The organism is Paenarthrobacter sp. UW852 (assembly GCF_024608385.1).
GTDB lineage: Bacteria > Actinomycetota > Actinomycetes > Actinomycetales > Micrococcaceae > Arthrobacter.
Genome location: NZ_JAMSGY010000005.1, coordinates 110,220 through 131,146, shown reverse-complemented (window position 1 = coordinate 131,146; position 20,927 = coordinate 110,220). Strand labels below are relative to the sequence as shown.

Below are 20,927 nucleotides of genomic sequence, written 5' to 3'. Positions count from 1 at the left end.
ATGACTGCGGCGGGTGTCCCCTGAGGGGCAGTCTTTGCCCTTAGCATGGTCCACAGGTGCACCGACCGGGGGAGTGTGTGATGGGACCGTTGGAATCGATCCAGGCCAGCGCGGGGGAGCGTGTAGCAACAGGAACGGGTGCCGGTCCGCGCGCACCCCGAAAGCGCTCGTTGCGCCTGAGGAAACTGGACCTGGCGATCCTCGTGCTGCTGGTTGTGCTTTTGGTGCTATCGGCAACGCCCTGGCCGTCGGCGATGTTGATTCGAAGCGTCTTTGAACGCGGTGCGCAGTCCACCATCGACGAGATGACCCCGTACGTTCCCGATACTCCGCTGCAGGCCCAAACAGGTATCGCCTACAAACCCGGATCCACCTTTGATGCCTTTAGTCCTGCCGGGACTGCCGCAGCGCTTCCGACCATCGTGTGGATCCACGGAGGTGCCTGGATCTCCGGCGCGCAGAGGGACGTTGAGCCCTATCTTCGGATTCTGGCAGCAGAGGGCTACACCACCATCGGCTTGAGTTACCCGATCGCGCCTGAGGCGACGTATCCCACAGCCGTTCGTGACATCAACGATGCGCTCGCCTACATCAAGGCGCACGCAGCGGAGCTGAACGTGGACCCGGTTCGCATCGTTCTGGCGGGGGACTCTGCCGGCGCACAGTTGGCCAGCCAACTGACAACGCTCACTGTGAATCCCGAGTACGCGAACCTCTTGGGAATTGAGCCGGCCCTGCAGAAGTCGGACCTGGCTGCCACCATCCTGCACTGTGGTGTCTACGATCTCCGGGCGATGGCAGATTTGAACGGCATTGTTGCCTGGGGCTTCAAGACCTCCCTCTGGGCCTACACCGGCACCAAGGACTGGTCCGCAACCTATGCAGGTGCCACCATGTCCACAATCGACTTTGTCCAGAGCGACTTTCCACCGACGTTCATCAGTGGCGGAAACGGAGACGGCCTGACGTGGCTTCAGTCGGTTCCGTACAGCAATCGTTTGAAAGATGCCGGCGTTCCGGTGACGGAGCTGTTCTGGCCTGCTGACCATCAGCCAGAACTTCCCCATGAGTACCAGTTCCATCTGAACTTTGCCGAGGCCCGGGAGGCCCGCGACAAGCTGCTCGATTTCCTGTCCACGAACGCCGCCAGGAAGCAGTAGGTTCGGCGGCTGGCCGCCATGTTCAAAATTATCTCCATCATGGAACTATCCTTGAGGTATGGTTCTACGTTCGGCTCAGTCAGAAGTCACCACTCGCCGCACGGCCCTCTTCTGGGCCTCCTGGCTTTGCGCGGCAGCCCTGATATTGGTGCCCGCAGTAATGCTGATCGGGAACCCGGCTGTCCTGCGTGGCCACCCGCTGCTGCCAGCGGTATTGGTGACTGCTGCCGTCGTCGGACTTCTTTGGGCCGCCCTGCTCTGGCGAGGGCGCAATGTGCGCCTGCGCCGCTCCACTCTTCGTGCTGTCGGGGCATGGTTGGGGAGGGCCGCCATCCTGGTGCTGGTGGCAATCCTGGCCTGGCTCAATCCCTTCGCCTATCAGGCGGGCGCGGCCAACGCGGGTCCCACAGCGGAAATTTCCGTGGTTGACTCCCCGACGGCGATCACCATGTTGCCGGACGGAGAGCAAGCTACGGAGGGCCTGGTCTTCTATCCGGGCGCGAAGGTGGAGGCCCGGGCCTATGCGGATATCCTCAAGCCTGCAGTGGATGCCGGATTCCTGGTGGTCATCCTGAAGACGCCCCTGAATCTCAGCCTGCTTGACGGCAACCAGGCCAGGGGCGCCATGTCGGACCATCCGGAAATCTCCACATGGACGGTAGGGGGTCATTCGCTGGGAGGAGTCAGTGCGAGCTCTTTCGCGTTGGCGAACCAGGATGTTAACGGCCTGCTGTTGTACGCCTCCTACCCGCTGGATTCCATGCGTGACCGGGTAGGACTGGAGGTCCTGTCCGTCTCCGGATCGGAAGACGGCCTCAGTACGCCGGAAAAGATCGATGCTTCCCGGGAGCTGTTGCCCGTGGATGCCACGTTCGTGGAGGTCCAGGGCGGTAACCATGCGTTCTTCGGGAACTACGGACCCCAACCTGGTGACGGCGAACCTTCTATGGGTCGCGATGTTGCCCAGCAGCAGATTTCCCAGGCCACGGTGGCATTTTTGACCCAACGTGAGGGGCGCTGAGGCTTCCCGGGAATACTTCCGGACGTGCCCCCGTTCATTGATGTAGATGCAAACGCATGTAAACTGGATGAACAAGCAACAGGAGAATGCCATGGAAACCCGCCGCATCACCGTCCTTTCCGCCGGACTCGGTGTCCCGTCGTCGAGCCGTCTGCTGGCCGATCAACTGGCCGCCTCCGCCGAGCGTCAGCTGCGGGCGGCAGGGTACGACGCGAAGATCGACGTGGTTGAACTGCGCGACCTCGCCGTGGACATCGCCAATAACTTTGTCACCGGCTATGCTGCGCCACGCCTCGCTGAGGTGATTGCCGGCGTCGAGAATTCCGACGCCATCATTGCCGTCACCCCCGTCTTCAGCGCCTCCTACAGCGGACTGTTCAAGTCGTTCATCGACGTTCTTGACCCCAAGTCCTTGGACGGCAAGGCCGTGCTGCTCGGCGCCACCGGCGGCACTGACCGCCACCAGATGGTCCTCGATTACGCCATGCGCCCCTTGTTCAGCTACCTGCGTACCAGGATTGCGGCCACCGGCGTCTTCGCGGGGCCGCAGGACTGGGGAAACACCGACGACGGCGGCTCGCCCCTCTCGGCGCGGGTGGACAGGGCAGCGGGCGAGCTGGTGCAGTTGCTCAGCGGTCCACAGCCCGGGCGTAAGGCTCCGGTTTTGGAGTCGCTGCCTTTTGAACAGCTCCTGGCCGGGATCTCAGCGGGCAGGTAACCCGAACAAGCGGGCCGACCTGGCCTTGGTGGATCCGAACTATTCCGTTCCGCCGAACGTTGGGGCAAACATGAAATGTCCTGTGGATTCCATTGACCTGGTGATGAGCGAACGAAGCGGCGTCGAGATCGACTACTGCCCCCAATGCAGGGGAGTGTGGCTGGACCGCGGGGAACTGGACAAGATCATCGATCGCGTGGCGGCCGACTCCGGACCCGCCACGCGACCGGCAGCTGCTCCGTCCCAACCTCCGATTGCCCCGCCGCCCCTCTACAACCCTTTCGAGTCCCGTCCGCAGCAGCCACGGTACGACGACCGGGACAGGCGTGACGGCCGTGGAGACTATGACCGCCGTGATGGAAACCGGCGTGATGGCTACGATCGCGATGGCTATGGGCGCAAGCGCAAGAAAAAAGAAGGTTTCCTGGGGGACCTGTTCGACTTCTAGGGTTTGCTAGTCGTCCAACAGTTCGATGAACTCGCGGGCCTGTTTGATGGTGATGTCTGAGTGGCGCGTCAAAGCGACGGCAGCGCCCTCAACATCACCGCTTTTTGCGAGCGTCCGGATCCGTCCGTAAATCTCGTCGTTGAGCATGTTGCTGCTCACTTCCCGGGTCACCTCGCCTTTGCTGACGATGGCGCGGTACCGGTAGGGGAAACGCTCCGGCTCGTCATCGTCGTCCGCCAGCAGGTCCTTGGCGGGAGCCTCCGGCGTGAACGGCTGGGGGTGCGCGGCCAGGGCGCCCACCGCGTCACGCGACGCGCGCAGGCCCTCGCCGGTCGCCTGGAGGTAGAGCTTGATGGCTGCCATGCCTTGTCCCCGCGCGATGAGCGAGTAGAGCTGCCGGTGCTGCTCCTGGTTGAGCTTGGCGGCGGATTCCCTCGCCAATTCCACCGGGTCCCTGGGCGGCTTCGACGTTGCTGCGTCCGCCCTGGACTCGGCGGAGCGCTTGGTGAACGAGCGAATAAGCAGGAGTACGCCCGCAATGACCGCTATGAGGATCAGAAGCGGGATGAGGATGGAATCCATGGCGTTGTCAGAGCCGATCTACGTAGTTCTTGGCGGTGAGCAGGTCTGAGTGGGTAGCTTGGCGCAAGACTTTGATGGCCTCGATCTTCTTCCCGCTGCGGACCAAATTCTGCAGCTCGAAAGCAAGCTGCGGGTTCAGTTGTCCATTGGGAAGTACCGCGGGCTGGTGTCCCGTCTGGCCGGCCGCGTGGGATCGGGCAGCTTGGGCCTGGAGAGCTGACCGGTTCTGTTCCGTTTGCTGGCTCTGCTGGGCCTCGTTCTGACTCGGCTTTGTTGTCGCCTCGATGCGGGCCCGCAGAGCCAGTGCAGCCTGCACCTGGGAAGCTTGGTGCGCAGCCGAGCGGGCGGCCAGTTCGCGCTGATACCTCTCAGCGTCCGAGAGCCCGGTATCGCGGGGTTTGAAGGCCGCAGTCAAGGCCCAGAGCAGGCCCACCAGGATCAGGAGTGGAAGGACAATCGTCAGCACGTCACCAAAGTTCATCCCCATGCCTAGAGCTTATGCCAGAAGTTGGTTATCCACAGCACATTCCGTTTCGGGCATAGGCTTCCGAGAGAGCTCTGTCAAATTCGATGCGCGACTGTAAGATGCATCACATTTTCGGCATGTTTAGCGACGCATTGGTGCTTGATGGGCTCGAAGCGGCCGATTGGCTGTGGATGATTTTGTGCCAAATCTTTCTTTAGTCCACAGCCGGATTCCGATGTTTCCGCAGGTCAGAGGCTGGTTTCCGCAGAAAGAATTTCTCTATCCACAGAGTAACCCACAGTCTGTGCACAACGTGGCGGCGCTATTCCACAGGTTATCCACAGGGGTGTTCCGGCACCTGCTGTAACGTGTCTGAAGTGTCCATTTTGGGCACGTTATTCACTGCCGGGATCCCCGGGCCCCGAAATCATGAACGATTGAAGCGCCTCTGCGGAGCTAGCTGTGGATAACTTGTGGATACGGAACGCTATTTTGTCGGACGTGCCTGACAGGGTCAGGAGCAACCGGCGGGATCCCTACCCGCATACAGCGCTTTACGGACCGCCGGGATTGCACACCTGCAGCGGTACACAAATGGAGGACGGCCTTGTCAGTTACGCACTTGGACTCAATCGAGGGCACACGCGCTTCAGACTCGAGCCGGAAACCCCCGCAGGACATCCCGGCTGAACAGTCCGTGCTGGGCGGCATGATGCTGTCCAAGGACGCGATCGCCGACGTCGTCGAAATCGTCCGCGGGCACGACTTCTACCGTCCGGCGCACGAGACCATTTACGAATCCATCATCGACCTCTACGGGCGTGGCGAACCTGCCGATGCCGTCACGGTCTCCGATGAGCTGACCAAGCGCGGTGAGATCAACAGGATCGGCGGTCCCGCTTACCTTCACGAGCTCATCCAGACAGTCCCCACGGCTGCCAATGCCGGCTACTACGCCGAGATCGTGGCAGAACGCGCAGTGCTCCGCCGCTTGGTCAACGCCGGCACCAAGATCGTCCAGATGGGCTATGGCCAGGACGGCGAAGTGGAGGACCTCGTCAACCAGGCCCAGGCCGAGGTCTACGCGGTTGCCGAAAAGCGCACCGCTGAGGACTACGTGGCGTTGAAGGACGTCATGGAGTCCACCGTCGACGAGATCGAGGCCTCCGGCCATCGCGGCGAAGGCATGACCGGTGTTCCTACGGGATTCTACGAACTGGACGAACTGACCCACGGCCTGCACCCGGGCCAGATGATCGTTATCGCGGCACGCCCTGCCGTTGGTAAATCCACCTTCGCCCTTGACTTTGCCCGCTCGGCCGCCATCAAGAACAACCTGGCCACAGTAATGTTCTCGCTCGAAATGGGCCGGAACGAAATCGCCATGCGCCTGCTGTCGGCAGAAGCCACCATCGGCCTGCAGGATCTCCGCAAGGGAACCATCAAGGACGAGCAGTGGTCCAAGATCGCCACCACCATGGGCCGCATGAACGATGCTCCGCTGTTCATTGATGACAGCCCCAACATGTCGCTCATGGAGATCCGGGCCAAATGCCGCCGCCTCAAGCAGCAGCACGACCTCAAGCTCGTGATCCTTGACTACCTTCAGCTCATGAGCTCGGGTAAGAAGGTGGAGTCCCGCCAGCAGGAAGTCTCCGAGTTCTCGCGTGCGCTCAAGCTGCTGGCCAAGGAGCTGCAGGTTCCCGTTATTGCGCTCTCGCAGCTGAACCGTGGTTCGGAGCAGCGTCAGGACAAGCGCCCCATGGTGTCCGACCTCCGTGAATCGGGCTCCATCGAGCAGGACGCCGACATGGTCATCCTGTTGCACCGTGAAGACGTCTACGACAAAGAATCACCCAGGGCCGGTGAAGCGGACATCCTCATCGCCAAGCACCGTAACGGTCCTACCAAGGACATCGTTGTCGCATTCCAGGGCCACTACTCGCGCTTTGCCAACATGGCGGGCGACGCCGGTGGTGGCGGCGGGTTCTAGGACGGTTGTACTTCAATCGAGGACCGGCAACTGCCTGGGCTGGAGTCCGCCAAAGGCCAGGGCCTCACGCTTAGCGCAGGGCCCTGGCCTTCGAATCGGGTGCCTAGCAGCCTTCGAAGTCGCTCAAGACCTTCACTTTGGCGGCAGACCCGGATGACGGATCGAATGCGTAGCCGATCCACTCCTTGGCCAAGCGTCGTGCCAGCTCCACGCCCACCACTCGCTGGCCCATGGTGAGCACCTGGCAGTCGTTGGAGAGGATGGAGCGTTCCACCGAGAACGAATCGTGGGCCGCCGTGGCGCGGATCCCAGGAACCTTGTTGGCGGCAATGGCCACGCCGATACCCGTCCCGCAGAAGAGGATGGCCCGCTCTGCTTTGCCATCGCGGATCATCTCGCCTGCCGCAATGCCCACATACGGGTAGGGCCTGGTGAAGTCCTCGTCTGCCCTGTTGACACCGATATCGATCACTTCGGTGATCCGGGAGTCGGTCTGGAGGTCGGCCAGGATTCGGTCTTTGTAGTCAACGCCGGCTTCGTCGGCGCCCACAATGATGCGCATGGAATTCTCCTAGTTATTTGCTGCAGCGGGTACGGGAACTGCGGTGAAATGGGGCCCGACGGCGGCAAACACCATGGCGAGCGAGGTCGCCCCGGGGTCGGGTGTGCCGATGCTCTTCTCGGCAAGCGGCCGGGCGCGCCCCTTCAAAGGACGCAGTTCGGCGGTTGCCTCGGCTGCTGCGGTGGCATCGGCGGCAGCAGCGGACCAGGCCTCTTCCACTGCGGTGCCTGATCCAACGCGGTCCTCAAGCGAGGCAGCGAAGGGCAGCAGGGCGTCCATCATGGTCTTGTCGCCGATTTCAGCCTTGCCCAGGCTGGAGAGCCGCTCGGCAAAGGCGCGGACAGATTCGGCGAGGGCCGCCGGCGTCGGGGTTTCTGCGTCTCCGAGCCGCTGGCCCAAGGCCCGCAATCCGGCACCCCACAGGACGCCTGACGTGCCGCCTGCCTTATCGGCCCACGCGTCGCCGGCGGCAGCGAGCAGTGATCCGGCTCCGGCGCCGAGTTCGAAGGCCCCGCGTGCAGCGTCCAACGCTGCAGCCGACCCGCGCACCATGCCGCGACCATGGTCGCCGTCGCCGGCAATCGCATCCATGTCACCTAGCATCGATTCCGAATCGCGAAGCAGTGCCGCCGCCGTGTCCAGGGCCTGGAGGCACTGGGCGGCGTAGGCGCGGGATTCGGCCGTGGAGGAGTAGTCAGCCTCCGCGACGTGGTCGGGATCGGCTTCGGTGTATACAGCGGAAGAGGCCTCGAAACCAACCGCACCGCGGCGGTAGGCCGGCGTCAGTGCCGGAGCCGTCCAGTACCGCTCGAGCTCGTCATCCAACCAGGTGAGCGTCAGCGAGGCACCGGCCATGTCCAGGGACGTCACCAACTCGCCTACCTCCGGCATTACCAGGGTGTAACCGGCCTCGCGCAGCAGGGGAGCAACGGTCCGCCACAGGACGAAGAGTTCTTCGTGTTTGGTGGAGCCAAGGCCGTTGAGGATCACGGCCAGTCGCGTCGAACCGGATGCCGGAGTCTCCGCCAGCACACGACGCACCAGTTCCCGGCCAAGTTCGACGGCGGACGGCAGCTCGGTATCGAACAGTCCCGGCTCGCCGTGGATCCCAAGGCCCAGGCCCATCTTCCCCTTGGGAAGGCGGAACAACGGCTGCTCGGACCCCGGGAAGGTGCAACCGCTGAATGCCGTGCCGATGGTCCGCGTGGCATCGTTGGCCTTCCGTCCCACCTGGACAACGGAAGCAAGGTCCAAGCCGGCTTCGGCAGCGGCGCCCATGACTTTGAAGACCACGAAGTCACCGGCGATACCGCGTCGTTTTTCGACCTCGGCGGGGGAAGCGCTGGCAATATCGTCGGTGACCAGCACGTTTTCCGTCGCTATGCCCTCGGCGTTGAGCCGTTCGCTGGCCATGCCGAAGTTCATGACGTCCCCGGCGTAGTTGCCGTAGGTGAACACCAAGCCGGCGCCGGAGTTTGCCGCCTTGGCCACGGAGTAGGCCTGCTGGGTGGAGGGTGAGGTGAAGATGTTGCCCACCACGGCACCGTCAGCGAATCCCGGCCCGATGATGCCTGCGAATGCCGGGTAGTGTCCTGAGCCGCCGCCGGTGACGACAGCCACTTTGGGCGTGGAAGGGCGGCCGCGGCGGACTGCGCCACCCTCCACCTGGCGGACGAGGTCCGAGTGGGCGTCACAGAAACCGGCGAGGGCTTCGTCAGCGAAGTCGGCGGGATCGTTGAAGATTCTGGTCATGGTGGGTCCTGGTTCTGGTTTCCGGCGGCCGGGGATTTAGTGGATGTGGCTGCCGCCGTTGATGTCGATGGTGGTGCCGGTGAGGTACGCAGAGTCCTCGGAGGACAGGAAAGTGATGACCGCGGCGACTTCCTCGGTGGTGGCATTCCGTCCCAGGGGGATGCCTGCATTGATGGCGGCTTCCTGCTCTTCAGTGCTGCCAACCCGGATGTTGGTGTCCACGGCGCCGGGGGTGATGGCGTTGACGGTCACGCCGGTCTCACCGATTTCGCGGGCGAGTGCCTTGGTGAAGCCGAGGATGGCGGCCTTTGCTGCAGAGTAGGGAACCTTGCCGAACACGCCCCCGCCACGCTGCGCTGAGACCGAGGACATGTTGACGATGCGGCCCCAGCCGTTGGCGATCATGTCCGGCAGGAAGGCCTTGGTGACCAGGTAGGTGCCTGTGGCGTTGACGTCCATGACCTTGTGCCACAGCTCAAGCGTGGTTTCCAGGAAGGGAACCGGTGAGGTGATGCCTGCGATGTTGGCCAGGGCCCCGACGGGAGGGAGGTTTCCGGCGGCAACCTCTGCGGCGACGGCCGCCTGGGCTGCGGTGACGGATGCCTCGTTGGCGACGTCGATTTCGTAGCCGAACGCCGGAACGTTGAATTCGTTGGCGATCTCGGCGGCAACCTTGGCGGACTTCTCGCCGTCGAGGTCCAGGATGACTACGCCCCAGCCCTGGGTGGCGTAGCGGCGGGCGGTGGTCAGGCCGATACCGCGATCGGAGGTGGCTCCGGTGAGGACGGCGGTGCGCTGGATGGTGGTCATGGTGCTCCTTGGATGGAATGAGAAGGGTTTAGATGAGGTCTGTGATGTAGCTGGCGGCTTTTGCTGCGGCAGCCGGCCGCTCGTCGTGGGTGACGTCGCGGGTTTCGAGTTCCAGCGAGAAATGGCCGGTGTAGCCGATGTCCCGAAGCGCGGAAAGCCCCGCGGCGAAGTCGGCGTTGCCGTTGCCGATGCTGAGGTGGATGTTGCCGGGCTCGGTGTCTGTTGCCGGCACGGCGTCACGGAGGTGGACGTGTTTGATGCGCTCGCCGAAGCGGGACACAAAATCTACAGGGTCCCCGCCTGAGGCGACGATGTGGCTGAAGTCCATGACGATTCCGACGTCGGAACCGGCCAACCGGTCCGCGAGCAGTTGCGCGCGTTCGGTGTTCCAGCAGAGCCGGAAGTAGTGGAGGGACTCCGTCCAGAGTTCGACGCCGAACTCCGCCGCACGCTGCGAGGCGTGGATCAGTTCGGCGGCTACGAGCTCGATATCTTCACTCAGGCCGCGCTTGGGCTCGTGGTCTATTGCCCCACAAGGGAGGACCAGTGCCTTCGCCCCGGTCTTCGAGGCCAAAGCCAGCAACATCTCGAGGTGACGTTCCCGGCCTTCCCGGGCCCCGGCGTCGAGCGTTGCGTTCAGGTCCCCGACATCGCCGTTCACCGAACGGACGCTCATGCCTGATTGAAAAACGACGGCGGTAACTGCCTCGACTGCCCCGGAGTCCAGCACGTAGGACACATGGTCGCACACGCCAGGGAGGGCGCCGAGGTCGATCTCCTCGAAGCCTGCGTTGCGCATGGTTTGCAGGGCGGTGGCCAGCTCCTGGTGGCGGAAGCTGATGGACGAACAGCCCAGTCGTTGATGAAACATCGTCGTTGATCCTCTAAGTCGGGGCCTCATCGGTGAGACGCCTTAGTGATGTAAACCACGTTAAGGCCGTTGACTGTCAACAGTCAACCTTTAGAGTCGACTGTTGACATTGCTGGTGTCGTGGGTCACAGTTGACGTATTATGTTGACTGTCGACAGTGGGGTAGCCGAAGAAGCGCCGCACTCTTGAAAGGGAAAGACACTATGAGCAACGAAGCTCTGACCATGCGTGGTCCGGTTCATGGAACCAAGGAAGCAAAGCGCGTCGCCGTCGGATCCGGCGTTGGCGCAGTCATCGAAACCTATGACTTCATCGGTTTCGGCACCGCGGCTGCACTGTATTTCGGTACGGCATTCTTCCCGGGCGCCGACCCGGTGACCGGCACCCTGGCCTCCTTCGCGACCCTCGGCGTCGGCTTCGCTGCCCGTCCCCTGGGCGGTATTATCGGTGGCCATCTCGGCGACAAGCTGGGCCGCAAACCTGTGCTGGTGGCGTCCCTGGTCCTCATGGGCCTGGCTACCTTTGCCATCGGCCTGCTGCCCACCTACCAGCAGGTGGGCCTGTTGGCGCCAGCGCTGTTGGTACTGGTCCGTGTGATCCAAGGTCTGGCTTTCGGCGCTGAGTGGGGTGGAGCCATCCTGATGAGCTACGAGCACGCACCGTGGCGCAAGAAGGGCCAGTTCACGGGCATCGTGCAGGCCGGCTTCCCCGTTGGCCTCCTGCTCGCCAACCTGGTGTTCCTGAGCAGTGTGGGCCTCGGCTCCGAGTGGGCCTGGCGTGTTCCGTTCCTTGCCAGCATCGTCCTGGTGGCAGTCGGCCTGATCATCCGTTCCAAGGTTCCGGAGTCCCCGGTGTTCGAGGACGTCAAGTCCAAGGGTGACATCGTGAAGTCCCCCATTATCGAGGTCATCAGGACCGATTGGCGCAACATCGTCCGGGGCATCGGCCTGCGCATCGCAGAAACCGCCGGATACGCAGTGTCTGTGACATACATGATCTCCTATCTCCACACCAACAAGCTGGCAGACAAGACCGAAACGCTGGTGGCCCTCTGCATCGCGGCAGGCATAGGCATCTTCGCAACCTACTACTGGGGCAAGCTCACCGACAAAGTAGGCCGCCGACCCGTCTACATCTGGTCCACAGCGTTCGCGGTTGTCTTTGGCATCCCCATGTTCATGCTGGTGAACACCGGATTGTTCCTCCTGATCATCGCCACCATCGTGGTGGCCTACGCCGTGTGCCAGAACTCCCTGGCCGGCGCACAGGGCGCATGGTTCCCGGAACTCTTCCAGGCCAAGACCCGGTCCTCCGGTGCTTCACTGGCCTACCAGATCTCCGCCATGGTGTCCGGCTTCACCCCGTTCATCACCACCTTGCTCTTCGTCAGCATGGGGTGGATGGGGCCGGCCTTGCTCTTCAGCGCCTACGCAGCCATCGGCCTGTGGGCAGCGCTTTCCACGAGGGAAACCTGGGGCAAGCGTGAGCGGAAGCTCGCCGAAGAAGCCGCCAGCAAAACTCCCCAGACCATAAACGCCTAAAGCAGCCCTCGACGTCGGGCGTCACCCCAGCGGTACACGCCCGGCTCCGAAAGGAATTCCACGTGACACTCTCATCAGTCGAAGCGGCCACCGCGTCCGCTCCCACCCGCGAACGCGTTGACCGCCTCCGTGCCGCCGCCTACCGAATCCGGCACCACGCCCTGAACATGGGCGAGGTCCAAGGTCAGGGGTACGTTGGCCAGGCGCTCGGAGCGGCAGACATGCTCGCCGCCGTCTACGCCGACCAGCTCAACTACCGCGCCGAGGACCCGCATTGGGCTGACCGCGACCGGTTCCTGCTCTCCACCGGGCACTACGCGATCGGGCATTACGCGGCGCTGGCCGAAGCCGGTATCGTTCCGGTGGCCGAACTCGAAACGTACGGTTCCGACGATTCCCGCCTGCCCATGTCCGGCATGTCCACCTACACGCCCGGCATGGAAATCTCCGGCGGTTCGCTGGGACACGGCCTCACAATCGCTGTCGGCATGGCGTTGGGGCTGCGTCTTCAGGGGTCCGCATCCCGTGTCATCAACTTCCTTTCCGATGGTGAACTTGACGAGGGCTCCACGTGGGAAGCCGCTATGGGGGCGCACCACCACCAGCTTGGAAACCTGACCGCCATGGTGGACATCAACGCCCTGCAGGCCGATGGTGCAACCAACACGGTGCTGCGCACCGAACCGGTCACCGAGAAATGGGAATCGTTCGGCTGGTACACCCAGCGCGTGGACGGGAACGACGTCGGGGCGTTGCTGGCGGCGTTCGACAACATCGCCTCGGTTTCCGGTGCGGTCGGGCGACCTTCCGTGATCCTCTGCGACACCAAGGTGGGGCGGGGCGTCCCGCTCCTGGAAACCCGCGAAAAGGCGCATTTCATGCGCATCGAAGAAAACGAATGGCAGATCTGCCGCGACCAGTTGACCGCAGGATACGAAGGGACGGCTTCAGCATGAGCACAGTTACGACGGCGGCGGGCGCGGTTTCAGTGGGGAAGCCGAAGCTCAAGACCTCGGCCATGATCGCGTCCTTTGCCGACCCGGGGCAGAAGACCACGTCCGCTCCGTTCGGCCACGCACTGGTTGCAGCGGCCGAGGCCAACCCTGCGATAGTCGGGTTGACCGCAGACCTGGGCAAATACACCGACATGCACATCTTCGCGAAGGCCTTCCCGGAGAGGTTCTTCCAAATGGGCATGGCCGAACAACTGCTCTTCGGAGCAGCAGCCGGCATGGCAGAAACCGGCCTCATTCCGTTCGCATCCACCTACTCTGTGTTCGCCGCCCGACGTGCCTACGATTTCCTGTGCCTGGACATCGCCGAACCGAACCTGAACGTCAACATCATAGGCGGACTGCCTGGCCTCACCACGGGCTACGGTCCAAGCCACCAGGCCACGGAAGACATGGCGATCTTCCGCGGCATGCCCAACCTGACCATCGTGGACCCCTGCGATTCCGTGGACATCGAGCAGGCAGTTCCCCAACTCGCTGCATCTGAAGGGCCGACGTACCTGCGCCTGCTCCGAGGGAACGTGCCCACAGTGCTGGACGAGTACGACTACACGTTCGAGCTCGGCAAAGCCAAGGTCCTGCGCGGCGGCAACGACGTCGTCTTCGTATCGTCCGGCCTGATGACCATGCGTGCCTTGCAGGCGGCGGATGCGTTGGCGAAGCACAACGTGGATGTGGCCGTGGTGCACACTCCCACCATCAAACCCTTCGACGCCGCCACCGTGCTTGCAGAACTGAACACGGACCGTCTTGCCGTCACGCTGGAGAACCACACGGTTGTTGGCGGTCTGTTCGAAACCGTTGCATCCGCCGTCGTCACCGCCGGTCTCGGGAAGCGTGTGGTGCCCATCGGCCTTCCGGACCAGTTCCTCGACGCCGGCGCGCTGCCTACGCTGCACGAACGGTACGGCCTGTCCGTGGACCGGATTGTGGCCAAGGTGCTGGCGGAACTCGGCTGACTTTCGTGAAGTGGCGGGGCTGGTTTGTGATGCCGGTCCCGCCCTGCTGCCCGTAGTATCAACAGTTAACACCGGACTGTCAGCAGTCGCCCATAGAACCGAGGACACACCATGGCCACCGCATCCCTGCTGGGACTCGAGAAGAAGAGCCTGCGCGAGCAAGCACTCGCTGCGTTGCGGACCGCGATCACCAGCGGGGAACTTGAACCGGGGCGGCACCTCGTCGAAACCGAACTGTCCGAGATGCTCCAGATCAGCCGCGGCACCCTGCGCGAAGCCCTGCGTCAACTGGAGCAGGAAGGCCTGATTTCGGCCGGGGCGCGCGGCCGGATGTCCGTCCGGCACCTGGACGTCAAGGAAATCCGGGACATCTTCGCTGTTCGTGGCGTCCTGGAATCCCTCGCTGCCCGGACCTTGAGCGATATGCCCGACAAGGAAGCCGCGCTGGCAGAGTTGCGTGCCGCCGTCGACAGTATGGAAAAGGCCGCCAAATCGTCCTTGGAGGAGCGGATCGAATCCGACCTCGAATTCCACCGCACCCTCTGCCGCTTGTCCGGAAACGAAACCCTGCTGCACTCGTGGGAATCCTTGGAAGGCTCCATCCGGATGTCCATCATGTTCGCCGGCCTGGAACGCGCAACCCGGAACATGAGTGTCGGGCGGCATCACGACATTGTTGCGGCCATTGAGACCGGGAATGCGGCCAAAGCACGCGAGACGATCATCGCGCACATGGATGGTGCCGCGGAGAATTTGGTCGGCTGAGCTCTAGCGCGTTCCTAACCCGCTTTGCCGTTGTTGGGCAACGACGTAGGAGCGGGGGAGCGACGGGCTTAGGCGCCGGCGGCCTTCAGCAGGTGATCCGGCAGACGGTTTCCCGGTGCGCGGCCACGGATTTCCAGCAGTTCCCGGGCATGCGCATGCAACTTCTTGTCCTCTTCCGTCACCGGTTCCCAAGCGGGGATGGGCACGGCCGTCCCGGTTTCATCGCGTGCCACCATCACGGTGAGGCAGTACGTGGTCAGGTTCATCTCGCGGGTCTTTGGATCACCGGACCGGACGTGCACCGCGATGTGCATTCCCTTTGCGCCCGTGTAGACCAAGCGTGCTTCGACTTCGACGACGTGGCCGATCAACAGTGGGCGGTAAAAGCGCACACCGCCGGAGAAAACTGCCACAGTATCCTTGCCGCAGTAGCGTGAGGCGCAAACGTACGCTGCCTCGTCAATCCACTTCATCACGATGCCGCCGTGGACCTTGCCGCCCCAGTTCACATCCGTGGGGGATGCCATGAACCGCAACACGACGCGCTCGGCTGTCCCGGCATCGGTATATTCCTGCGCGTTCATCGCGTTAACGATCTGCTCACGGACCTCGATGCGCGCCAGCGCGTGATCGCGCTGCTCAATTTCCGCAGGCGTGGACGGCTCAAACTGCGGGACCGGGATCGGCTTGCCGTCAGGACCAACAGCCACGAAGATCACCATGCACTGGCTGTGCATCGTCTCGGGCCCGCCTTTGGGATCCCGGGAGCTGACCACAGTGTGGATGTGCATGGAGGACCGGCCGGTGTAAACAATCGTGGAGGTTACTTCCGCCATGTCTCCGCTGTTCACGGGATCGGTGAAATGGATGTTGCCCACGTAGGCCGTGACGCAATAGGACTTGGCCCAGCCCACCGCGGCCGCATAGGCAGCCTTATCCACCCACTCGAGGACCGTTCCGGCGTCGACAGACCCGCTGTGTCCGATGTCCATGGGGGCCGCGAGGAAGCGGAGGGTCACTGAATTGGCGGCATCATCGCTCATGTTCCGAAGTTTACTGTCGGCAGGTTTCTGTTACGTGACTAAGTCGGCGCCTGGTGTCTCCGCCAGCAGACGCGTCATTGCCCGCGCTGGATGGCACTGGCAGCACGAATACAACCCCACAAGTTGCGGTCTAAATGAGAATCAATATCATTTAAGCCATGTCTCATCACGCAACCCTCATGACCCCTGTCCTCACCTCCCGACGGCGCCGTACGCACGTGCGGCCATTAGCCGCCGTCGGACTTTCCGCTCTTTTGCTCACCGCTTGCGCCGCCCCCGGCGGCAGTGCAGGCGAGGCATCCCCTTCAGCCGCTTCGGATGCCGCCCCGAAAGAGGCCGGCGCGCCGACGCCGCGTCTCGTCTATACCCACGACGCCGGCATTGAGGTTCTCGATGCCGCCTCCCTTGAGCGGGTGGGAAGTGCGGAAATGACAGGCTTCAACCGCCTCAACCCGGCCGGCGACGGCAGGCACGTGTTCGTCTCTACCGGTGATTCCTTCCGCCTGTTCGACGCCGGCGCCTGGACCGAACGCCATGGCGACCACAGCCATCATTACGTGGCGGATCCCAAGCTGACGGACTTGGCCTTCGCCGCAGACAAGGCGGGACATGTGGTGGTGCATGCGAACAGGACCGTGTTATTCAATGACGGCTCGGGCAAGGTGGAAAGCTTCACGACATCCGCGCTGGGCGCTGCGGCGGAAGGCGGAAAATTGCCCGCCACGGATAGCTACGTCACGCCGGAGCCGCACCACGGCGTGGCGGTCGAACTGGAGGGCGGCAAGCTGCTGGTGACCCTTGGCAACGAGGAAAGCCGCTCCGGAATCGCCGTGCTCTCCGCCGGCGCCGGGCAGGAGCGGCAGGAAATCGTGCGTAACGAGGACTGCCCTGGTGTTCATGGCGAGGCCGTCGCCGCAGGTGAAGCAGTTGTGGTGGGGTGCGAAAACGGCATGCTGATCTACAAAGACGGCGCCATCACCAAGGTGCCCAGTCCTGATGCCTACGGGAGGTTGGGGAACCAAGCCGGGTCGGAAAAATCCCCGGTGATCCTGGGCGACTACAAGGTGGACAAGGCCGCAAAGCCCGAACGACCCACCCGGATCTCGCTGGTCAACACCGAAACTGCCACCATGCAGCTCGTGGACATCGGCACCAGCTACTCGTTCCGCTCCTTGGGTCGCGGTCCTGCAGGCGAGGCGCTGGTGCTCGGCACTGATGGTGGGCTGCGGGTCATCGACCCGCTCTCCGGCGCCGTCACCGCCAACATCCCGGTCGTGGCCGCGTGGGAAGAGTCGGCAACGTGGCAGGACCCGCGACCCACGCTCTTCGTTCAAGGCTCGACGGCGTTCGTCACCGAACCTGCCTCGCAGTCAGTTCATGCCGTGGACCTGAACGCCGGCAAGGTGACCAGGTCCGTGAAACTCGACCACGTCCCCAACGAGCTCACGGGGGTCACGGGCTAGGACGCTCCCTCACGTCCCGCCCGTTAACCGCCGACGCTCCCTCACGTCCCGCCCGTTAACCGCCGACGCTCCCTCACGTCCCGCCCGGGAGTGAGAGAGCGTCCGGGGGAAGGGGTTGTTTCGTGAGAGAGCGTCTGGGGGAATGGGGTGTTTCGTGAGAGAGCGTCTGGGGGAATGGGGTGTTTCGTGAGAGAGCGTCGGGGGGCTTACGCGAGGACGCGGAGCTTCGATCCCTTTCGGCCGAAGAGTGCGGCGTCGGCTGAGATCCGGCCCGCGCCTGCCAGTGCCAGTGCCAAGGCGGCGCCCGCGAAGAGCAGCACCAGCTCGTACCCACCGTTGCCGACAAAGATGCCGGCCGGGGCGTGTACCAGGAACAGTGCGCCGAGCATGTCGACGGCCAGGAGGGCGGCGAAGACGCGTGTCAGGAAGCCGATGAGCAGCGCGATGCCGCCTACGAGCTCGAGGGTCGCGACGATTGGGGCGACTGCGGAAGCACCCGGAACGCCCATTTGGGCGAAGGATGCCTGGGTGCCGGCGATGGTGAATTCGTTGAACTTCTGCCAACCGTGCGCGGCGAAGAGGAATCCTGCAATAACGCGCAGGATGGTCAGGGCTGTGGTGGTCAAGCTGGACTTGTTCATATCTTCAACACTTCCGAAGATAAGTTGAAGTGTCAACTAATCGTGGCCGATTGTGACTAACGCCGCGAACTAGGAATTCAGCCGTGCCCGGCGCTTCCGTGGCGGCTTCTGAAGCCACGGTTGAAGCAAACGAGTAGTTATTGGCAGGAAAATATACGTCATCAGCGGGGTCAGGATGACGATGTTGAGCAGTACCGCGAGCACCAACGGCCAATGTTGGGTGACCGGGTGGAGCAGGAAATTCGCCAGCAGGCTGAGCGGAAAGAACGGCAGGAAGATGCTGATGGCCTGCTTCCAGCGGGGTGGCGCAACGGTCTCGGGGATCACCACCGAAACATCGCCCGGCCGGGAAAACCAGCCCTCGATTCCCGTGTGCCGTTCCACCCGGGTTGTCTCCATCATGTCCCTGGCGCTGTCTATCCACCAGCGACGCTCCTCGGAATCCTCCCAAGCCTGCAGCGCGCCGGCATCCGCGAAGCGGTACAGCATGTGCCACTCATTCGAGTCCTCGCCGTTCCGCACCCACCCGGATCCGAGGTAGCCCGGCCATTCGCGTGCCAATTCCTGGCCGGCGTGCGCCCACGCATTCGCCTGTCGGGTATAGCCGGGAAGGATAGTGCGGGCCACGGAAACTGTGACGGGATGCTCGTTGGACACGGCCTCAAATGTACCCGCCACACGGCCCACTAGGCTGGTTTAGTGCCTGAGACCACAACCACCACACCTCGCTCCAACGCCCGCGAGATCCTGCGCCTGGCTGTTCCCGCCTTTGGCGCACTGATCGCCGAGCCCCTGTTCCTCCTGGCCGACTCCGCGATCGTGGGACATTTGGGGGTCGACCAGCTGGCTGGCGTCGGGCTCGCGTCCACTGTTTTGCACACTGCAGTGGGTCTCATGGTCTTCCTGGCCTACTCGACGACGCCGGCAGTCGCCCGGGCGATCGGCGACGGCAAGCTGGGAAAGGCTTTGGCAGCAGGGCGCGACGGAGTCTGGCTGGCGCTGCTGCTCGGTTTGGCGCTCGCGGTGGTCGGCTTTGTTGCCGCCGAGCCCCTGGTGGGTTTCATGGGTGCCACCGGGGATGTGCGCGTATTCGCCGTAGATTACCTGCGGTGGTCCATGCCCGGCTTGGCCGCCATGCTCCTGATCTTTGCCGGGACAGGCGTTCTCCGCGGACTCCAGGACACCCGCACGCCTTTGCTGGTAGCAACGGCGGGGTTTGCGCTGAACATCGCCCTCAACTGGTTCCTGGTCTATGGGTTGAACCTGTCCGTTGCGGGCTCGGCGATCGGCACCAGCATCGCCCAGTGGGCCATGGCCGCCGTCTATCTGGTGATGGTCGGCCGGAACGCGCGGCGACACGGCGTTTCCCTGCGACCCGACTGGCACGGAATCAGGGCCATGACCAGGGTCGGCTCCTGGCTCATGTTGCGAACGCTCAGCTTGCGGCTCGCCATCCTCGCGACAGTTCTTGTCGTCACCGCCCAAGGGGCTGTCAACCTGGCCGCGCACCAGTTGGCCATGACGATCTTTTCCTTCCTTGCTTTTGCCCTCGATGCCCTGGCAATTGCCGCGCAGGCCCTGATTGGCAAGGAACTCGGCGCCGGGAACGCTGGCCGGGTCCGGGAGTTGACGCGCACCATGGTCCGCTGGGGGCTCGGATTCGGCGTGATCACGGGGGTCTTGCTCGCTGTGGCGGCCCCTTGGGCGGGTTATCTTTTCACCTCCGATGCCGGGGTGCGCTCCGCTTTGACTGTTGCGCTCTGGGTACTGGCGCTCGGGCAGCCGTTGGCCGGATATGTGTTCGTTCTCGACGGGGTCCTTATCGGTGCCGGTGACGCGCGCTATCTGGCGATTGCCGGCGTCGTAAACCTGGCCGTCTACTTGCCGCTCCTGTACGTCATCCACCAAGTAAGGCCCGACGGCGAGGCGGGGCTGCTGTGGCTGTGGGCCGCCTTTGCGCTGGGCTACATGCTGGCCCGTGGAGTGACGTTGGGATTGCGGGCGCGGACCGATCGCTGGATGGTGTTGGGTTCGCACTAAACTGGATGGGTGACTCTTCCAACAACTCCCGCCAAGACTCCCTCTGACGCTGCGGCGGGGCTCTGGAAACCCGTGCTGATCCGTGCCACGGTTGCGCTGGTCTTCGGGGCCGTCACGATCTTCTGGGCTTCGCCGTCTGTGCAGGTCCTTGCCTGGGCGGTGGGGTTGTACCTGCTGGGTACAGCAGCGGCCCTGTGGATGTCGCGGGCCCTGCCGATTGCCGTACCCGTGGTTGTCGCTGCTGGTGGTGCGGGTGCGTTGGCCACCCAGTCGGATGCGGGCGTCGCTTTGTCGGCAATGCTGGCGTTGCTGGTTATGGGCCTGCTTGAGCTGGTCCACGGTTTCCGTAAGCGGGATGTTGTGGCCCGCGACTGGCTCTTTTCCGGCATTATTTCCGTCGGCACCGCTGTGCTGCTGCCGTTCTTCACCGCCTTGGGTGCCCACGCGTTGCTTGGTGTGGCCGGGGGCGGCGCCATCCTTTCGGGAGTGCTGTGGATGCTCTCCGGTTTGACCCTGAGGCACGACGCCCGGACGGCTAACCCTGGGGCTGCGACGGCCTCTGCGTCGGGAGCTTCGCCGGAGGCCGTAAACTAGTAGCTGGACGTTCTACTCGTTGTAGAACTTTTGCAGACCGGCGGGACACCCACCGCCACCATTGGAGGAATGACCGTGGCAGACCAGACACCAGGAGAACCGCGCAAGATGCGGACCTCGGTCAAGGGACCCCTCATGTTCTCCGCGTTCTTTGCAGTGCTGGCCTTCGTTGCCGTACTCATCTTCGCTTCGGGGGGCAGCGCACGGGCGCCCCGGTTCGATCTCGCCTTCACCGGCGCCGGCATCGCGTTCATCGTGAGCCTGGTTGTCGCGGCCATGCTGTCCATGAGCCATAAAGAGAACGCCGACTATCTCGGCAAGGGTTCGGGCGTGAACCTCAGTTCCAAACGGGGCCACGGTGTGTCCGATGTCCCCAACTCGCCCGATGACACGGAAACGCCCGACGCCGGACGCTAAGTTTCAAGCGCTTCCCCACCGAGGTGGGGGAGCGTTTTTGTTGCGCGCACGATCTCCCTTGGCAGGCT

Annotated in this window: 22 protein-coding genes; 13 read left to right on the top strand and 9 right to left on the bottom strand. The window is 63.3% G+C overall.

Annotated elements, in window-relative coordinates:
* Window positions 1–80: 80 nt before the first annotated feature.
* The 4 genes from NEK97_RS10640 to NEK97_RS10625 all read left to right on the top strand — a co-directional run bounded on the left by NEK97_RS10640 (window position 81) and on the right by NEK97_RS10625 (window position 3,347).
* On the top strand, window positions 81–1,160 hold the full coding sequence (locus NEK97_RS10640) for an alpha/beta hydrolase (RefSeq protein ID WP_257369901.1): 1,080 nt from the start codon (window positions 81–83) through the stop codon (window positions 1,158–1,160).
* Window positions 1,161–1,218: 58 nt separating this feature from the next.
* Window positions 1,219–2,181, top strand: coding sequence for an alpha/beta hydrolase (locus tag NEK97_RS10635; RefSeq protein ID WP_257369900.1), 963 nt, complete (start codon window positions 1,219–1,221; stop codon window positions 2,179–2,181).
* 91 nt (window positions 2,182–2,272) lie between these two features.
* Complete coding sequence (locus NEK97_RS10630; RefSeq protein WP_257370074.1) at window positions 2,273–2,899, top strand: FMN reductase; 627 nt, start codon at window positions 2,273–2,275, stop codon at window positions 2,897–2,899.
* A gap of 82 nt (window positions 2,900–2,981) precedes the next feature.
* Window positions 2,982–3,347, top strand: coding sequence for a zf-TFIIB domain-containing protein (locus NEK97_RS10625; RefSeq protein ID WP_257369898.1), 366 nt, complete (start codon window positions 2,982–2,984; stop codon window positions 3,345–3,347).
* A 6-nt stretch (window positions 3,348–3,353) separates the two neighbouring features.
* Here NEK97_RS10625 and NEK97_RS10620 read toward each other — a convergent pair whose 3' ends face one another.
* Entirely contained in the window at window positions 3,354–3,929 is a 576-nt protein-coding gene (locus tag NEK97_RS10620; RefSeq protein WP_257369897.1) for a hypothetical protein, read from the bottom strand.
* A gap of 7 nt (window positions 3,930–3,936) precedes the next feature.
* Window positions 3,937–4,410, bottom strand: coding sequence for a hypothetical protein (locus tag NEK97_RS10615; protein WP_257370073.1), 474 nt, complete (start codon window positions 4,408–4,410; stop codon window positions 3,937–3,939).
* A gap of 592 nt (window positions 4,411–5,002) precedes the next feature.
* Here NEK97_RS10615 and dnaB point away from each other — a divergent pair.
* Window positions 5,003–6,388, top strand: a complete 1,386-nt coding sequence (dnaB, locus tag NEK97_RS10610; protein WP_235518206.1) for a replicative DNA helicase — start codon at window positions 5,003–5,005, stop codon at window positions 6,386–6,388.
* Window positions 6,389–6,491: 103 nt separating this feature from the next.
* On the opposite strand, the gene NEK97_RS10605 is transcribed toward dnaB, so the two are convergent.
* The 4 genes from NEK97_RS10605 to NEK97_RS10590 are packed head-to-tail and all read right to left on the bottom strand — an operon-like array spanning window position 6,492 to window position 10,383.
* Window positions 6,492–6,950, bottom strand: coding sequence for a ribose-5-phosphate isomerase (locus NEK97_RS10605; protein ID WP_235518209.1), 459 nt, complete (start codon window positions 6,948–6,950; stop codon window positions 6,492–6,494).
* Window positions 6,951–6,959: 9 nt separating this feature from the next.
* The gene (locus tag NEK97_RS10600) at window positions 6,960–8,702 is read right to left on the bottom strand and encodes a dihydroxyacetone kinase family protein (RefSeq protein WP_257369896.1); all 1,743 of its coding nucleotides are present in this window, start codon (window positions 8,700–8,702) and stop codon (window positions 6,960–6,962) included.
* Window positions 8,703–8,738: 36 nt separating this feature from the next.
* Window positions 8,739–9,512 (bottom strand): SDR family NAD(P)-dependent oxidoreductase, encoded by a 774-nt coding sequence (locus tag NEK97_RS10595; RefSeq protein WP_257369894.1) that lies wholly within the window; start codon window positions 9,510–9,512, stop codon window positions 8,739–8,741.
* A 28-nt stretch (window positions 9,513–9,540) separates the two neighbouring features.
* Entirely contained in the window at window positions 9,541–10,383 is an 843-nt protein-coding gene (locus NEK97_RS10590; RefSeq protein WP_257369893.1) for a sugar phosphate isomerase/epimerase, read from the bottom strand.
* A gap of 203 nt (window positions 10,384–10,586) precedes the next feature.
* On the opposite strand from NEK97_RS10590, the gene NEK97_RS10585 reads away from it, so the two are divergent.
* The 4 genes from NEK97_RS10585 to NEK97_RS10570 all read left to right on the top strand — a co-directional run bounded on the left by NEK97_RS10585 (window position 10,587) and on the right by NEK97_RS10570 (window position 14,661).
* On the top strand, window positions 10,587–11,924 hold the full coding sequence (locus tag NEK97_RS10585) for an MFS transporter (RefSeq protein WP_257369892.1): 1,338 nt from the start codon (window positions 10,587–10,589) through the stop codon (window positions 11,922–11,924).
* Window positions 11,925–11,986: 62 nt separating this feature from the next.
* Entirely contained in the window at window positions 11,987–12,880 is an 894-nt protein-coding gene (locus NEK97_RS10580; RefSeq protein WP_257369890.1) for a transketolase, read from the top strand.
* A complete protein-coding gene (locus NEK97_RS10575) occupies window positions 12,877–13,896 on the top strand; it encodes a transketolase family protein (RefSeq protein WP_257369889.1) in 1,020 nt (339 codons plus the stop codon). Before NEK97_RS10580 ends, NEK97_RS10575 begins: the two co-directional genes overlap by 4 nt.
* Before the next feature lie 111 nt (window positions 13,897–14,007).
* Entirely contained in the window at window positions 14,008–14,661 is a 654-nt protein-coding gene (locus tag NEK97_RS10570; protein WP_257369888.1) for a GntR family transcriptional regulator, read from the top strand.
* A gap of 68 nt (window positions 14,662–14,729) precedes the next feature.
* Here NEK97_RS10570 and NEK97_RS10565 read toward each other — a convergent pair whose 3' ends face one another.
* Window positions 14,730–15,704 carry an acyl-CoA thioesterase gene (locus NEK97_RS10565; RefSeq protein ID WP_257369886.1) on the bottom strand — a complete coding sequence of 325 codons (975 nt, stop codon included), beginning with the start codon at window positions 15,702–15,704 and terminating at the stop codon, window positions 14,730–14,732.
* 158 nt (window positions 15,705–15,862) lie between these two features.
* Between NEK97_RS10565 and aztD the strand changes: the two genes are divergently transcribed.
* Window positions 15,863–17,167, top strand: a complete 1,305-nt coding sequence (aztD, locus tag NEK97_RS10560) for a zinc metallochaperone AztD (protein WP_257369885.1) — start codon at window positions 15,863–15,865, stop codon at window positions 17,165–17,167.
* Between the two features lie 206 nt (window positions 17,168–17,373).
* On the opposite strand, the gene NEK97_RS10555 is transcribed toward aztD, so the two are convergent.
* Together NEK97_RS10555 and NEK97_RS10550 are read right to left on the bottom strand one after the other, a co-directional pair.
* Window positions 17,374–17,808, bottom strand: a complete 435-nt coding sequence (locus NEK97_RS10555) for a DoxX family protein (protein ID WP_257369884.1) — start codon at window positions 17,806–17,808, stop codon at window positions 17,374–17,376.
* A gap of 69 nt (window positions 17,809–17,877) precedes the next feature.
* Window positions 17,878–18,465, bottom strand: a complete 588-nt coding sequence (locus NEK97_RS10550) for an antibiotic biosynthesis monooxygenase (RefSeq protein WP_257369883.1) — start codon at window positions 18,463–18,465, stop codon at window positions 17,878–17,880.
* 42 nt (window positions 18,466–18,507) lie between these two features.
* Here NEK97_RS10550 and NEK97_RS10545 point away from each other — a divergent pair, with 42 nt between their 5' ends.
* The 3 genes from NEK97_RS10545 to NEK97_RS10535 all read left to right on the top strand — a co-directional run bounded on the left by NEK97_RS10545 (window position 18,508) and on the right by NEK97_RS10535 (window position 20,859).
* Window positions 18,508–19,848, top strand: a complete 1,341-nt coding sequence (locus NEK97_RS10545; protein ID WP_257369882.1) for an MATE family efflux transporter — start codon at window positions 18,508–18,510, stop codon at window positions 19,846–19,848.
* A gap of 9 nt (window positions 19,849–19,857) precedes the next feature.
* The gene (locus tag NEK97_RS10540; protein WP_257369881.1) at window positions 19,858–20,442 is read left to right on the top strand and encodes a DUF308 domain-containing protein; all 585 of its coding nucleotides are present in this window, start codon (window positions 19,858–19,860) and stop codon (window positions 20,440–20,442) included.
* Between the two features lie 69 nt (window positions 20,443–20,511).
* The gene (locus NEK97_RS10535; RefSeq protein WP_257369880.1) at window positions 20,512–20,859 is read left to right on the top strand and encodes a hypothetical protein; all 348 of its coding nucleotides are present in this window, start codon (window positions 20,512–20,514) and stop codon (window positions 20,857–20,859) included.
* Window positions 20,860–20,927 lie beyond the last annotated feature (68 nt).

Excerpts from the sequence above, each read along its gene's own strand:
- NEK97_RS10535 (WP_257369880.1), top strand. The coding sequence starts at position 20,512 with ATGACCGTGGCAGACCAGACACCAGGAGAACCGCGCAAGATGCGGACC.
- NEK97_RS10595 (WP_257369894.1), bottom strand. The coding sequence starts at position 9,512 with ATGACCACCATCCAGCGCACCGCCGTCCTCACCGGAGCCACCTCCGAT.
- NEK97_RS10555 (WP_257369884.1), bottom strand. The coding sequence starts at position 17,808 with ATGAACAAGTCCAGCTTGACCACCACAGCCCTGACCATCCTGCGCGTT.
- NEK97_RS10575 (WP_257369889.1), top strand. The coding sequence starts at position 12,877 with ATGAGCACAGTTACGACGGCGGCGGGCGCGGTTTCAGTGGGGAAGCCG.
- NEK97_RS10600 (WP_257369896.1), bottom strand. The coding sequence starts at position 8,702 with ATGACCAGAATCTTCAACGATCCCGCCGACTTCGCTGACGAAGCCCTC.
- NEK97_RS10585 (WP_257369892.1), top strand. The coding sequence starts at position 10,587 with ATGAGCAACGAAGCTCTGACCATGCGTGGTCCGGTTCATGGAACCAAG.
- NEK97_RS10630 (WP_257370074.1), top strand. The coding sequence starts at position 2,273 with ATGGAAACCCGCCGCATCACCGTCCTTTCCGCCGGACTCGGTGTCCCG.
- NEK97_RS10620 (WP_257369897.1), bottom strand. The coding sequence starts at position 3,929 with ATGGATTCCATCCTCATCCCGCTTCTGATCCTCATAGCGGTCATTGCG.
- NEK97_RS10640 (WP_257369901.1), top strand. The coding sequence starts at position 81 with ATGGGACCGTTGGAATCGATCCAGGCCAGCGCGGGGGAGCGTGTAGCA.
- NEK97_RS10565 (WP_257369886.1), bottom strand. The coding sequence starts at position 15,704 with ATGAGCGATGATGCCGCCAATTCAGTGACCCTCCGCTTCCTCGCGGCC.
- NEK97_RS10570 (WP_257369888.1), top strand. The coding sequence starts at position 14,008 with ATGGCCACCGCATCCCTGCTGGGACTCGAGAAGAAGAGCCTGCGCGAG.
- NEK97_RS10635 (WP_257369900.1), top strand. The coding sequence starts at position 1,219 with ATGGTTCTACGTTCGGCTCAGTCAGAAGTCACCACTCGCCGCACGGCC.
- aztD (WP_257369885.1), top strand. The coding sequence starts at position 15,863 with ATGTCTCATCACGCAACCCTCATGACCCCTGTCCTCACCTCCCGACGG.
- NEK97_RS10615 (WP_257370073.1), bottom strand. The coding sequence starts at position 4,410 with ATGAACTTTGGTGACGTGCTGACGATTGTCCTTCCACTCCTGATCCTG.
- NEK97_RS10590 (WP_257369893.1), bottom strand. The coding sequence starts at position 10,383 with ATGTTTCATCAACGACTGGGCTGTTCGTCCATCAGCTTCCGCCACCAG.
- NEK97_RS10605 (WP_235518209.1), bottom strand. The coding sequence starts at position 6,950 with ATGCGCATCATTGTGGGCGCCGACGAAGCCGGCGTTGACTACAAAGAC.